General features: G+C 58.2%; 9 protein-coding genes. 8 read left to right on the top strand and 1 reads right to left on the bottom strand.

Translation table 11 applies throughout. The features are described from left to right. Window positions 1–52: 52 nt before the first annotated feature. The 8 genes from csrD to tldD all read left to right on the top strand — a co-directional run bounded on the left by csrD (window position 53) and on the right by tldD (window position 12,323). Window positions 53–1,993 (top strand): RNase E specificity factor CsrD, encoded by a 1,941-nt coding sequence (csrD, locus tag ABLV52_RS05415; protein ID WP_044524921.1) that lies wholly within the window; start codon window positions 53–55, stop codon window positions 1,991–1,993. 305 nt (window positions 1,994–2,298) lie between these two features. Then, a complete protein-coding gene (gene mreB / locus ABLV52_RS05420) occupies window positions 2,299–3,342 on the top strand; it encodes a rod shape-determining protein MreB (RefSeq protein WP_002918653.1) in 1,044 nt (347 codons plus the stop codon). A 70-nt stretch (window positions 3,343–3,412) separates the two neighbouring features. Next, window positions 3,413–4,405: a rod shape-determining protein MreC gene (mreC, locus tag ABLV52_RS05425; protein ID WP_004206242.1), complete on the top strand. Its 993-nt coding sequence runs from the start codon at window positions 3,413–3,415 to the stop codon at window positions 4,403–4,405. Next, on the top strand, window positions 4,405–4,893 hold the full coding sequence (mreD, locus tag ABLV52_RS05430; RefSeq protein ID WP_002918648.1) for a rod shape-determining protein MreD: 489 nt from the start codon (window positions 4,405–4,407) through the stop codon (window positions 4,891–4,893). The genes mreC and mreD overlap by 1 nt, the downstream gene beginning before the upstream one ends. Window positions 4,894–4,900: 7 nt before the next feature. Next, window positions 4,901–5,482, top strand: a complete 582-nt coding sequence (locus ABLV52_RS05435) for a nucleoside triphosphate pyrophosphatase (RefSeq protein WP_023291155.1) — start codon at window positions 4,901–4,903, stop codon at window positions 5,480–5,482. A 2-nt stretch (window positions 5,483–5,484) separates the two neighbouring features. After that, the gene (gene rng, locus ABLV52_RS05440; protein ID WP_004206239.1) at window positions 5,485–6,954 is read left to right on the top strand and encodes a ribonuclease G; all 1,470 of its coding nucleotides are present in this window, start codon (window positions 5,485–5,487) and stop codon (window positions 6,952–6,954) included. 37 nt (window positions 6,955–6,991) lie between these two features. Continuing rightward, complete coding sequence (gene yhdP, locus ABLV52_RS05445) at window positions 6,992–10,789, top strand: AsmA2 domain-containing protein YhdP (protein ID WP_348890126.1); 3,798 nt, start codon at window positions 6,992–6,994, stop codon at window positions 10,787–10,789. A gap of 88 nt (window positions 10,790–10,877) precedes the next feature. Next, window positions 10,878–12,323, top strand: coding sequence for a metalloprotease TldD (tldD, locus tag ABLV52_RS05450; RefSeq protein ID WP_004206236.1), 1,446 nt, complete (start codon window positions 10,878–10,880; stop codon window positions 12,321–12,323). A gap of 35 nt (window positions 12,324–12,358) precedes the next feature. On the opposite strand, the gene aaeR is transcribed toward tldD, so the two are convergent. Further along, entirely contained in the window at window positions 12,359–13,288 is a 930-nt protein-coding gene (aaeR, locus tag ABLV52_RS05455) for an HTH-type transcriptional activator AaeR (protein ID WP_002918641.1), read from the bottom strand. Window positions 13,289–13,407 lie beyond the last annotated feature (119 nt).

Consider the following 13,407-nt stretch of genomic DNA (forward strand, 5'->3'; position numbering starts at 1 on the left):
GGGAGCCTGATGGTTCATCGGGCAGTCATTCACTCGCGGAGTTAACACAGGGATGCGATTAACGACGAAGTTCTCAGCCTTTATCACGCTGCTAACTAGCCTGACCATCTTTGTCACGCTGATTGGCGCTTCGCTGAGTTTTTACAACGGCATTGAGAACAAGGTCGAAAACCGGGTTCAGGCGGTGGCGACCATGCTGGATAACCGGCTCATCACCACCTCTTTTGATAAGCTTGAGCCGCAGCTGGATGAGCTGATGACGCCGATAGAGATCGTGCATATCGATTTCATGCTTAACGGTAAACCGCTCTACAGCCACTCCCGAACCGACAGCTATCGCCCGCTTGGCAGTCATGAGCAATTCCGTGAGATCACGGTCCCGTCGTTGAAACATCCCGGTATCTCTCTGCATCTGGTCTACGTTGACCCGATGGTGAACTATTTCCGTTCGCTGTCGATTACCGCGCCGCTGTCGATCTCCATCGGCTTCATGGTGGTGATTATTTTCTTCGCCGTCCGCTGGATCCGCCGCCAGCTGGCGGGTCAGGAGCTGCTTGAGCTTCGTTCCACGCGTATCCTGAGCGGCGAGCGCGGGCCGCAGGTGCGCGGCTCAGTCTATGAATGGCCTGCCAGCACCAGTAGCGCGCTGGATATGCTGCTGTCGGAGCTGCAGTTTGCCAGCGATCAGCGCAGCCGGATGGATACGCTGATTCGCTCCTATGCGGCACAGGATTCTAAAACCGGGCTGAATAATCGCCTGTTTTTTGACAATCAGCTGGCCACGCTGCTGGAAGATCAGGAGAAGGTGGGGGCGTACGGCATCGTGATGATGATCCGTCTACCGGAGTTTGATCTGCTACGGGACAACTGGGGGCGGGCGGCGGCCGAAGAACATTACTTCACGCTTATCAACCTGCTCTCTACCTTTATTATGCGTTACCCTGGCGCGCTGCTGGCGCGCTATCACCGTAGCGACTTCGCTGTGCTGCTGCCGCACCGCACGTTAAAAGAGGCGGATAGTATCGCCGGGCTGCTGCTGAAGGCCATGGACGCGCTGCCTCCGACGCGGATCCTCGATCGTGACGATATGATGCATATCGGCATCTGTTCTTTCCGCAGCGGACAATCGGCGGCGCAAGTGATGGAACATGCAGAAGCGGCAACGCGCAACGCGGTGCTGCAGGGCAGCAACAGCTGGTCGGTCTATGACGATACCCTTCCGGAGAAAGGCCGCGGCAACGTTCGCTGGCGGACGCTGATCGAACAGATGCTGAGCCGCGGCGGGCCGCGGTTGTACCAGAAGCCCGCCGTCACCCGCGACGGTCGGGTGCATCACCGTGAACTGATGTCGCGGATGTACGACGGTAAAGAAGAGGTAATTGCCGCCGAGTACATGCCGATGGTGCTGCAGTTTGGCCTGGCGGAGGAGTATGACCGCCTGCAGGTGACGCGCCTGCTGCCGTTTTTAGGCTTCTGGCCCGAGGAGAATCTGGCGCTGCAGCTGTCGGTGGAGTCGCTGATCCGTCCGCGTTTCCAGCGCTGGCTGCGCGATGCTCTGATGCAGTGTGAAAAATCGCAGCGTCAACGGATTATTTTTGAACTTGCTGAGGCAGATGTTTGTCAATATATCGGCCGTCTGCAGCCGGTTATGCGGTTGGTTAACGCGCTTGGCGTTCGGGTGGCGGTGGTTCAGGCAGGGTTAACCCTGGTGGGAACCAGCTGGATCAAGCAGCTGGATGCGGAGCTGATCAAACTGCATCCGGGCCTGGCGCGCAACATCGAAAAGCGCAGCGAGAACCAGCTGCTGGTGCAAAGCCTGGTGGAAGCCTGTAAAGGCATGCCTATGCAAGTTTTTGCGACGGGCGTACGCAGCCGCAGCGAGTGGCTGGTACTGTCCCAATGCGGTGTCACGGGCGGGCAGGGGGAATTTTTTGCCGCCTCACAGCCACTTGACACAAATGTGAAAAAATATTCGCAAAGATACTCGGTTTGATCTGCCGTTTAGCGTGATTTCACGTAGAATAACGCGCGCCATCGTGAAGGGGGTGTGCTTGTCTACCTGCCGGATCATCGCAATGTAAATGCCAGTGACCCTCCTTTGACAGGTTACAAATTCAGGCGTGGAGCGCTGCTGAAGATTTCAGCAATGAACGGAGTCGGAAAAATTTGTAACAAAGGAAATGAACTGCACTAATTTTCACCGCAGCAGGTGATTTTTGCGCCTTGTCGCTGCTGCGTGTGGTTGGTAAAGTAAGCGGATTTTGTTTTCCGCCCCAGCTTTCAGGATTATCCCTTAGTATGTTAAAAAAATTTCGTGGCATGTTTTCCAATGACCTGTCCATTGACCTGGGTACCGCGAATACCCTTATTTACGTAAAAGGACAAGGCATCGTATTGAATGAGCCTTCCGTGGTGGCCATTCGTCAGGATCGTGCCGGATCGCCGAAAAGCGTCGCCGCCGTGGGTCATGAAGCGAAGCAGATGCTCGGCCGTACCCCGGGTAATATCGCGGCGATTCGCCCGATGAAGGACGGCGTTATCGCTGACTTCTTCGTGACGGAAAAGATGCTGCAGCACTTTATCAAACAAGTGCACAGCAACAGCTTTATGCGCCCGAGCCCGCGCGTACTGGTCTGCGTGCCGGTTGGCGCCACCCAGGTTGAGCGTCGTGCTATCCGTGAATCCGCGCAGGGCGCTGGCGCTCGCGAAGTGTTCCTGATTGAAGAACCGATGGCGGCCGCGATCGGCGCTGGCCTGCCGGTTTCTGAAGCGACCGGTTCCATGGTGGTGGATATCGGCGGCGGTACCACCGAGGTAGCGGTTATCTCCCTGAACGGCGTGGTTTACTCTTCTTCCGTGCGTATCGGCGGCGACCGCTTCGACGAAGCCGTCATCAATTACGTGCGTCGTAACTACGGCTCCCTGATCGGTGAAGCGACCGCTGAGCGTATCAAACATGAAATCGGTTCGGCTTACCCGGGCGATGAAGTGCGTGAAATTGAAGTGCGCGGCCGTAACCTGGCGGAAGGCGTTCCACGCGGCTTCACCCTGAACTCAAACGAAATTCTTGAAGCGCTGCAGGAGCCGCTGACCGGCATCGTGAGCGCGGTCATGGTTGCCCTTGAGCAGTGCCCGCCGGAACTGGCGTCTGACATCTCCGAGCGCGGGATGGTTCTCACCGGCGGTGGTGCGCTGCTGCGCAACCTGGACCGTCTGTTAATGGAAGAAACCGGTATTCCAGTCGTGGTTGCTGAAGATCCGCTGACCTGCGTAGCGCGTGGCGGCGGCAAGGCGCTGGAAATGATCGACATGCACGGCGGCGACCTGTTTAGCGAAGAGTAGTCAGCCTGAAGGTCCGGGGTGGCTTCCGCGCTGCCCCTGGTCTTTACTGACACGAGAATACGCATAGCCTATGAAGCCAATTTTTAGCCGTGGCCCCTCGCTACAGATTCGCCTTATTCTGGCGGTGCTGGTGGCGCTTGGCGTGATTATCGCCGACAGCCGCCTGGGTACGTTCAGTCAAATCAGAACGTACATGGATACAGCCGTCAGCCCTTTCTACTTTGTCTCTAATGGTCCCCGGGAACTGCTTGACAGCGTATCGCAGACGCTGGCTACCCGTGACCAGCTCGAACTGGAAAACCGCGCGCTGCGTCAGGAGCTGTTGCTGAAAAACAGCGATCTGCTGATGCTGGGCCAGTACAAGCAGGAGAATGCGCGCCTGCGTGAACTGCTTGGCTCGCCGCTGCGCCAGGACGAGCAAAAAATGGTGACCCAGGTCATCTCAACGGTCAACGACCCCTACAGCGATCAGGTGGTTATCGATAAGGGCAGCGTCAACGGCGTCTACGAAGGCCAGCCGGTTATCAGTGATAAAGGCGTGGTGGGGCAGGTCGTAGCCGTGGCGAAAATGACCAGCCGGGTACTGCTGATCTGTGATGCCACCCATGCGTTGCCGATCCAGGTCCTGCGTAACGACATTCGCGTCATTGCCGCCGGTAACGGCTGCACCGACGACCTCCAGCTTGAGCATCTGCCGGCAAATACCGATATTCGCGTCGGCGATGTGCTGGTGACCTCCGGTCTGGGCGGTCGTTTCCCGGAAGGGTACCCGGTTGGGGTTGTCTCTTCAGTAAAACTGGACACCCAGCGCGCCTACACGGTGATCCAGGCGCGTCCGACGGCCGGTCTGCAGCGTTTGCGCTATCTGCTGCTGCTGTGGGGCGCCGATCGCAATGGCGCTAACCCGATGACCCCGGAAGAGGTCCATCGGGTGGCTAACGAACGCCTGATGCAGATGATGCCGCAGGTGTTGCCTGCGCCGGATGCGATGGGGCCGCAGATGCCGGCGCCCGCCACCGGGCTGACGCCGTCTCAGCCGTCGCAGCCTGCAGGGGGGCAATAGTGGCAAGTTACCGTAGCCAGGGACGCTGGGTTATCTGGCTCTCGTTTCTTATCGCGCTATTGCTGCAAATTATGCCCTGGCCGGCGGACATCAGCGTTTTCCGGCCCAACTGGGTATTATTGATCCTGCTGTACTGGATCCTCGCGCTGCCGCACCGGGTGAATGTGGGAACGGGCTTCGTGATGGGGGCTATTCTTGATCTCATCAGCGGCTCGACGCTGGGCGTTCGCGCGCTGTCCTTAAGCATCGTCGCCTATCTGGTGGCGCTGAAGTATCAGCTGTTCCGTAACCTGGCGCTGTGGCAACAGGCGCTGGTGGTCATGCTGTTATCCCTCGCCGTGGATATCATTGTTTTCTGGGCAGAGTTTTTAGTGATCAACGTCTCTTTCCGTCCGGAAGTATTCTGGAGTAGTGTAGTAAACGGTATCCTCTGGCCATGGCTCTTCCTGCTGATGCGTAAAGTGCGTCAGCAATTTGCAGTGCAATAAGGTTGATATGACAACTCTGTATCTTGCTTCTGGTTCCCCGCGTCGGCAGGAACTGCTGACTCAGCTTGGTCTCGCGTTCGAGCGTCTGGTTCCTGGTATCGAGGAGCAGCGCCAGCCGCAGGAGAGCGCGCAGCACTATGTCGTGCGCCTGGCGCGCGAAAAGGCGCAGGCCGGGGTGGCGCTGGCATCGCGGGATTTGCCGGTTTTGGGAGCGGATACGATTGTTATTTTGAACGGCGAAGTGCTGGAAAAACCGCGCGACGCCGAACACGCTGCAGCGATGCTGCGCCTGCTTTCTGGCCAAACCCATCAGGTCATGACCGCGGTGGCGCTGGCGGATAAGCAGCAGACGCTGGATTGTCTGGTGGTCACGGAAGTGACCTTCCGGCCGCTCAGCGAGCAGGATATCGCCGATTATGTGGCCAGCGGCGAGCCTTTAGATAAAGCAGGTGCATACGGTATTCAAGGGTTGGGTGGCTGTTTCGTCAGGAAGATTAATGGCAGCTATCACGCCGTAGTCGGCTTACCGCTGGTGGAAACGTATGAGTTGCTCAGTAACTTTAACTCACTGCGTAAAGAAAAGGGATAAAGATGACGGCTGAATTATTAGTGAACGTAACGCCATCCGAAACGCGCGTTGCGTATATTGATGGCGGTATTCTGCAGGAAATCCATATTGAGCGTGAAGCGCGACGCGGAATAGTAGGCAATATCTACAAAGGTCGTGTTAGCCGAGTGCTGCCGGGAATGCAGGCGGCTTTTGTAGATATTGGTCTGGATAAGGCGGCGTTCCTCCACGCCTCCGATATCATGCCGCATACCGAGTGCGTTGCCGGTGAGGAGCAAAAGCAGTTTACCGTGCGCGATATTTCGGAGCTGGTGCGCCAGGGCCAGGACCTGATGGTCCAGGTGGTTAAAGATCCGCTCGGCACCAAAGGCGCGCGTCTGACCACCGATATTACCCTGCCTTCCCGCTATCTGGTCTTTATGCCGGGCGCCTCCCACGTGGGGGTCTCTCAGCGCATTGAAAGCGAAGCCGAGCGCGAGCGGCTGAAAAAGGTCGTGGCAGAGTACTGCGACGAGCAGGGCGGATTTATCATTCGCACCGCCGCGGAAGGCGTTCACGAGCAAGAGATGGCCGCCGATGCCGCCTATCTTAAGCGCGTATGGACCAAGGTGATGGAGCGCAAAAAGCGCAACCAGACCCGCTATCAGCTGTACGGCGAGCTGGCCCTGGCCCAGCGCGTGCTGCGTGATTTTGCCGACGCGCATCTCGACCGGATTCGCGTCGATTCGCGGCTGACCTACGAGGCGCTGCTCGAATTTACCGCCGAATATATCCCGGAAATGACCAGCAAGCTGGAACACTACAGCGGCCGTCAGCCGATATTCGATCTCTTTGACGTTGAGAACGAAATTCAGCGCGCGCTGGAGCGTAAAGTCGAGCTCAAGTCCGGCGGGTATCTGATCATCGACCAGACCGAGGCGATGACCACCATCGATATCAACACCGGGGCGTTTGTTGGGCACCGCAATCTTGACGATACTATCTTCAATACCAATATCGAAGCCACCCAGGCGATAGCCCGCCAGCTGCGTTTGCGTAATCTCGGCGGCATTATCATCATTGATTTCATCGACATGAACAATGAAGACCATCGCCGGCGGGTGTTGCACTCCCTGGAGCAGGCCCTCAGTAAAGACCGGGTGAAGACCAGCATCAACGGTTTCTCCCAGTTGGGTCTGGTGGAGATGACCCGTAAACGCACCCGCGAAAGCGTGGAGCATGTGCTGTGCAACGAATGCCCGACCTGCCACGGACGCGGAACGGTAAAGTCCGTGGAAACGGTATGCTATGAGATTATGCGTGAGATCGTTCGCGTGCATCATGCTTATGATTCCGATCGCTTCCTGGTCTATGCTTCCCCTGCGGTGGCGGAAACCCTGAAAGGGGAAGAGTCGCATGCGCTGGCGGAAGTGGAGATCTTTGTCGGCAAGCAGGTGAAGGTACAAATTGAGCCGCTCTATAATCAAGAGCAGTTCGATGTGGTTATGATGTAAGACACTGCGTCATTGTGCGGCTGACAAGGAGAGAGGCGTGAGGCGACTGCCCGGGATTTTATTGCTCACCGTGGCAACACTGATTGTTATCGTCGCGCTGCTGGTGAGTGGCTTGCGTCTCGTGTTGCCGCAGCTCGATGCCTGGCGTCCGCAGCTGCTGGAGAAGATCTCCTCTCTCACCGGCACGCCGGTGGATGCCTCGCAGATCGCCGCCAGCTGGCAAACTTTTGGCCCAACATTAGATGTCCGCGATATTCATGTCGGGCTGAAAGATGGCGGGACAATGGCGGTCAAGCGCGTGACCCTGGCGCTGGACGTCTGGCAGAGTCTGTTGCATATGCGCTGGCAGTTCCGCGATCTCACCTTCTGGCAGCTGCAGATCCATACCAATACCCCTATTCAGACCAATGACGGCGGTGAAAGCCTGAAAACCGACCGCGTCAGCGATCTCTTTTTACGTCAGTTCGACCACTTTACTCTGCGCGACAGCCATCTGAGCTTCCTGACTATTTCCGGTCAGCGGGCGGAGCTGGCGGTCCCGCAGCTGACCTGGCTGAACGGCAGGAACCGTCACCGCGCCGAGGGGCAGCTCAGCCTTTCCAGTCTCACCGGCCAGCATGGCGTCATGCAGGTGCGGATGGATCTCCGCGATGAGGATGGCCTGCTGAACAAAGGCCGGGTCTGGCTGCAGGCTGACGATATTGACGTCAAGCCCTGGCTGGGCCGCTGGATGCAGGACAATATCGCCCTGAAAAGCGCCCGCTTCAGCCTCGAAGGCTGGATGACCATTGAAAAAGGCGATGTGGCCAGCGGCGACGTATGGTTGAAAAAAGGGGGCGCCAGCTGGCAGGGGGATAGCGAGGTTCATCACCTGTCAGTGGATAACCTGACGGCGCATCTCTCCCACGACAAGCAGAGCTGGGGCTTCTACATTCCCGATACGCGGATCGCGATCGACGATAAACCCTGGCCAAGCGGCGCGCTGGCGATGGCGTGGCTCCCGGCGCAGGATGTCGGTGGCGACGGTCATCAGCGTAGCGATGAATTACGTATTCGCGCCAGCAACTTAGCCCTCAGCGGCCTGAGCGGACTGCAGCCGTTTGCCGATAAGCTGGCGCCTTCATTGGGCGAACTCTGGCGCACCACGCAGCCCAGCGGCAAAATCAACCTGCTGGCTCTCGATATTCCCCTGCAGGCGACGGAGAAAACGCGCTTTCAGGCGCAGTGGAGCGATCTGGCGTGGAAGCAGTGGAAACTCCTGCCGGGAGCGGAACACTTTTCCGGCAGCCTGAATGGCAGCGTTGAGCATGGGGAACTGCGCGCCCGCATGACGAAGGCGCTGATGCCTTATACCGGTGTTTTCCGGGCCCCGCTGGAGATCGCCGCTGGCGAAGCCACCCTCAGCTGGGTGAAAAATGACAAAGGGTTCATGCTTGATGGCCGCGATATTGACGTGCAGGCGACGGGGGTACGCGCCCGCGGCGGCTTCCGCTATCTGCAACCGCAGGGGGACGATCCCTGGCTGGGCATTCTGGCGGGGATCAGCACCAACGATGGCGGCCAGGCGTGGCGTTACTTCCCGGAAAACCTGATGGGCAAAGCGCTGGTGGACTATCTCAGCGGCGCGATTAAAGCCGGACAGGCCCGCGATGCGACGCTGGTGTATGGCGGCAACCCACATCTGTTCCCGTATCCGCACAACGAAGGACAGTTCCAGGTTTACGTCCCGCTGAAGAATGCCACTTTCGCTTTTCAACCGGACTGGCCGGCGCTGACCGGGTTGAATATCGACCTTAATTTTATCAACAGCGGCCTGTGGATGCGGGCGGAGAAAGCGATGCTCGGCAACGTGACCGCCAGCAATCTCGATGCCGCGATCCCGGATTACGCGCAGGAAAAACTGCTGATTGATGCCGATATCAAAGGCCCGGGGAAAGAGGTGGGACCTTATTTCAACACCACGCCGCTGAAAGAGACCCTGGGAGCGGCGCTGGATTCCCTGCAGCTGGATGGTGATGTAAGCGCTCGCTTACATCTGAACATTCCCCTCGATGGCGAAATGACCACCGCGAAAGGCGATGTGCATCTGCAGAATAACAATCTGTTTATCAAACCGTTAGATACCACGCTGCAGAATCTGAGCGGTAATTTCAGCTTTGTGAATGGCGATCTTAATAGTCAAACGTTGAGCGCGACCTGGTTTAATCAGCCGCTGAACCTCAATTTTTCCACCCGCGAAGGCGAAAAAGCGTTTCTGGTGGATGTCGGGATGAACGCCAGCTGGCAACCGTCGCGCACCGGGCTGCTGCCGAAAGCGGTTAATGAGGCGCTGAGCGGTAGCGTTCCGTGGGAGGGTAAAGTCGCTATCGAACTGCCGTACCATGGCAATGCCAGCTATAAGGTTGATATCAATGGCGATCTGAAGAATGTGAGCAGTCACTTACCTTCCCCGGTCAACAAGCCCGCTGGCGAACCCCTGCCGGTCAAAATTAACGTTGCCGGCGGTCTGAGCAGCTTCGACCTGACCGGATCCGTTGGCGCGAAGAATCATATCAACAGCCGCTGGTTGCTGAACCGTAAGCTGACGCTGGACAGAGCGATCCTTACGACGGACAGCAAAGGACCCTCTCCGCTGCCCGACCAGCCCGGCGTTGAGCTCAATCTGCCGCCGATGGATGGCGCGCAGTGGCTGGCGCTGTTCCAGAAGGGCGCGGCGAATGAAGTCAGCAGCAGCGTCCTCTTTCCACCGCGCATTGTGCTGCGTACGCCGTCGCTGGCGCTGGCCGGCCAGCAATGGAACAACCTGAGTCTGATGTCGCAGCCGGTCACCGGCGGTTCACAGGTTGAGGCGCAGGGGCGCGAGATCAACGCCACCCTGACGATGCGCGACAATGCCCCGTGGCTGGCAAATGTGCGTTATCTCTATTTCAACCCGGCCAGCGCCAGCGGCAAGGGCGGAACGGAGAACGTGGCCTCGCAGGCGGAGACGCGGCTGGATTTCCACGGTTGGCCCGATCTGCAGCTGCGCTGCGCGGAATGCTGGCTGTGGGGGCAAAAATATGGCCGTATCGACGGCGATGTGGCGATCAAGGGCGATACCTTAACGCTCTCCAATGGCCTGGTGGATACCGGGTTTGGCCGGCTGACGACCGACGGCGTGTGGGTTAACGCCCCTTCCGGGGTGCGCACCTCGCTGAAAGGCAGACTGCATGGCAATAAAACGAATGAATTTGCGGATTTCTTTGGCGTTTCCACACCGGTGAAGGATTCGCCGTTTGATATCGACTACGATCTGCACTGGCGCGCGCCGCCCTGGTCACCCGATGTCGCCTCGCTCAATGGGATCATTAAAAGCCACCTCGGCAAGGGTCAGTTTACCGACCTGAGTACCGGACACGCAGGCCAGCTGCTGCGTTTGCTGAGCGTCGATGCCCTGCTGCGCAAACTGCGCTTCGACTTCAGCGATACCTTTAGCGAAGGATTTTACTTCGACTCGATTAACAGTACGGCCTGGATTAAGGATGGTGTACTGCATACCGATGATACGCTGGTGGATGGCCTGGAGGCGGACATTGCCATGAAAGGGTCGGTTGATCTGGTGCGTCGTCATCTGGACCTGCAGGCGGTGGTGGCGCCGGAGATCTCCGCGACCGTCGGTGTGGCGGCGGCCTTCGCCGTCAACCCGATTGTCGGCGCGGCGGTGTTTGCCGCCAGCAAGGTGCTGGGGCCGCTGTGGAACAAAGTCTCGATACTGCGCTATCGCATCACCGGCCCGATTGACCAGCCGCAGATCAATGAAGTGCTGCGCCAGGCGCGCAGCAACAAAAAGCAATGATTTGACGATTGCCGGGAATTGCCGCAATCTCAATAGATAGCCTTCTGTATTTCCGCCTGTCAGGCGGCAACAAACGAGTAGCATAACGATGAGTCTGAACCTGGTAAGTGAACAATTACTGTCGGCAAATGGCCTGAATCATCAGGACCTGTTTGCCATTCTTGGTCAACTGACCGAGCGCCGCCTCGATTACGGCGATCTCTATTTTCAGTCGAGCTATCACGAATCCTGGGTTCTGGAAGACAGCATCATTAAAGATGGGTCGTACAATATCGACCAGGGCGTAGGCGTGCGCGCCGTCAGCGGCGAAAAAACGGGCTTTGCCTACGCTGACCAGATCAGCAAGCTGGCGCTGGAGCAGAGCGCCCAGGCGGCGCGGACCATTGTGCGCGAGACTGGCAATGGCAAAGTACAGACCCTCGGCGCCGTAGAGCACAGCGCCCTCTATACCAGCATCGACCCGCTGCAGAGTATGAGCCGGGAAGAGAAGCTGGATATTCTCCGCCGGGTAGACAAAGTCGCCCGCGCGGCGGACCAGCGCGTGCAGGAGGTTTCGGCCAGCCTGAGCGGGGTCTATGAGCTGATTCTGGTGGCCGCCACCGACGGCACTCTGGCCGCCGACGTTCGTCCGCTGGTGCGCCTCTCGGTCAGCGTGCTGGTGGAAGAGGACGGCAAACGCGAGCGCGGCAGCAGCGGCGGCGGCGGGCGTTTTGGCTATGACTATTTCCTCGCCTCTCAGGAGGGCGAAGTACGGGCCGACGCCTGGGCGAAAGAAGCGGTGCGCATGGCGCTGGTTAACCTCTCGGCGGTCGCCGCCCCGGCGGGGATGCTGCCGGTGGTGCTCGGCGCCGGCTGGCCTGGCGTCCTGCTGCACGAAGCGGTTGGTCACGGCCTGGAAGGCGATTTCAATCGTCGCGGCACCTCGGTCTTTAGCGGCCATATGGGGGAATTAGTCGCCTCTGAGCTGTGCACCGTCGTGGACGACGGCACCATCGTCGACCGTCGTGGCTCGGTGGCCATCGATGACGAAGGCACGCCGGGTCAATACAATGTGCTGATCGAAAACGGCATCCTGAAAGGCTACATGCAGGATAAACTCAATGCGCGTCTGATGGGCGTCGCGCCGACCGGCAACGGCCGCCGTGAATCCTATGCCCATCTGCCGATGCCGCGTATGACCAACACCTATATGCTGGCGGGCCAGTCCACGCCGCAGGAGATTATCGAGTCGGTGGACTACGGTATCTTCGCGCCTAACTTCGGCGGCGGGCAGGTGGATATCACCTCCGGTAAGTTTGTCTTCTCCACCTCCGAGGCCTATCTGATCGAAAAAGGCAAGGTCACGAAGGCGGTGAAAGGCGCTACACTGATCGGCTCCGGGATTGAGACTATGCAGCAGATTTCGATGGTGGGTAACGATCTGCGTCTGGATAACGGCGTCGGCGTCTGTGGCAAAGAGGGCCAGAGCGTGCCGGTGGGCGTTGGCCAGCCGACCCTGAAGGTCGATAACCTCACCGTCGGCGGCACTGCCTGATCCTGAGCGGGTTCCCGGCGTCGCCGGGAACCGCTTCAGCGGGCGATCCCTCTGCCGTGCATCCCCTGATAGATCTTCGCCACGTCGACAAAATACTCCGTCAGATAATTGATACAGACCTGCACTTTCAGCGGCAGTTTATCCTTTTCGGTGTACAGGGCGTAGACCGGACGCGGATCGGACTGGTAGCTCGGCAGCAGGATCTCAAGCTCACCGCGATTGATCTCTTCGATCGCCCACATCAACGGCACATAGGCGATACCCACCCCGGCGGTCAGCCAGCGCACCAGCGTCATGGGGTCATTGGTCACAAAGCGCCCCTGCGGGGTCAGGCGGGTTGAGATCCCTTCCGGCGCGATAATGACAAACTCATTGTCCGGCCGCACGCTATATTCCAGCCAGGCATGCCCGGCAAGATCGGCCGGTTTCTCAGGATTGCCAGCCTGCGCCAGATAGCTTTTCGCGGCGCATAACACCATCGGCATTGAGCCCAGACGGCGGGAAAAAAGACTGGAATCCTGCAGGGCGCCCACGCGGATCACCACGTCAAGACCGTCGGCGATCAGGTCCGGCGCAGGTATGCCGGTGACCAGATTGACGGAGAGCCCGGGGTATTCTTTCAGCATTTTCGCCGTTATGCGCGCCAGAACATTCTGTGCCATAGTTGAAGAGCAGCCGATACGCAGCGTTCCGATGGGGGTGTTGTTAAATGCGTATAATTGCTCATGGACATCCTGTGCTTCAAACAGCATCCTACGGCAGCCCTGATAGTAAATTTTACCCGCTTCCGTTAAGCCAAGGCTGCGGGTGCTGCGGTTGAGCAGCTTCACCTGCAGTTCATCTTCCAGTTTGGCGACGGTCTGACTGATCGAGGAAACGCTCATCTGAAGCTGGCGGGCCGCTGCGGTGAAGGAACCTAATTCGACCACTTTGGCGAAAACGGACATGCGCTTTAATCGTTCCATTATTCACTCTGGCTTAAAAGTGATTTAGATCACACATTGTAGATAATGCGGCAATCGTTACGTTAATATATTGTTAGCTACATAATAAACGCATCTGCTCACTACCTGTACGCTTCTTA

This window comes from Klebsiella sp. GB_Kp056, from assembly GCF_040064755.1.
Lineage (GTDB): Bacteria > Pseudomonadota > Gammaproteobacteria > Enterobacterales > Enterobacteriaceae > Klebsiella > Klebsiella quasipneumoniae.

Excerpts from the sequence above, each read along its gene's own strand:
- csrD (WP_044524921.1), top strand. The coding sequence starts at position 53 with ATGCGATTAACGACGAAGTTCTCAGCCTTTATCACGCTGCTAACTAGC.
- mreB (WP_002918653.1), top strand. The coding sequence starts at position 2,299 with ATGTTAAAAAAATTTCGTGGCATGTTTTCCAATGACCTGTCCATTGAC.
- mreC (WP_004206242.1), top strand. The coding sequence starts at position 3,413 with ATGAAGCCAATTTTTAGCCGTGGCCCCTCGCTACAGATTCGCCTTATT.
- ABLV52_RS05435 (WP_023291155.1), top strand. The coding sequence starts at position 4,901 with ATGACAACTCTGTATCTTGCTTCTGGTTCCCCGCGTCGGCAGGAACTG.
- rng (WP_004206239.1), top strand. The coding sequence starts at position 5,485 with ATGACGGCTGAATTATTAGTGAACGTAACGCCATCCGAAACGCGCGTT.
- tldD (WP_004206236.1), top strand. The coding sequence starts at position 10,878 with ATGAGTCTGAACCTGGTAAGTGAACAATTACTGTCGGCAAATGGCCTG.
- aaeR (WP_002918641.1), bottom strand. The coding sequence starts at position 13,288 with ATGGAACGATTAAAGCGCATGTCCGTTTTCGCCAAAGTGGTCGAATTA.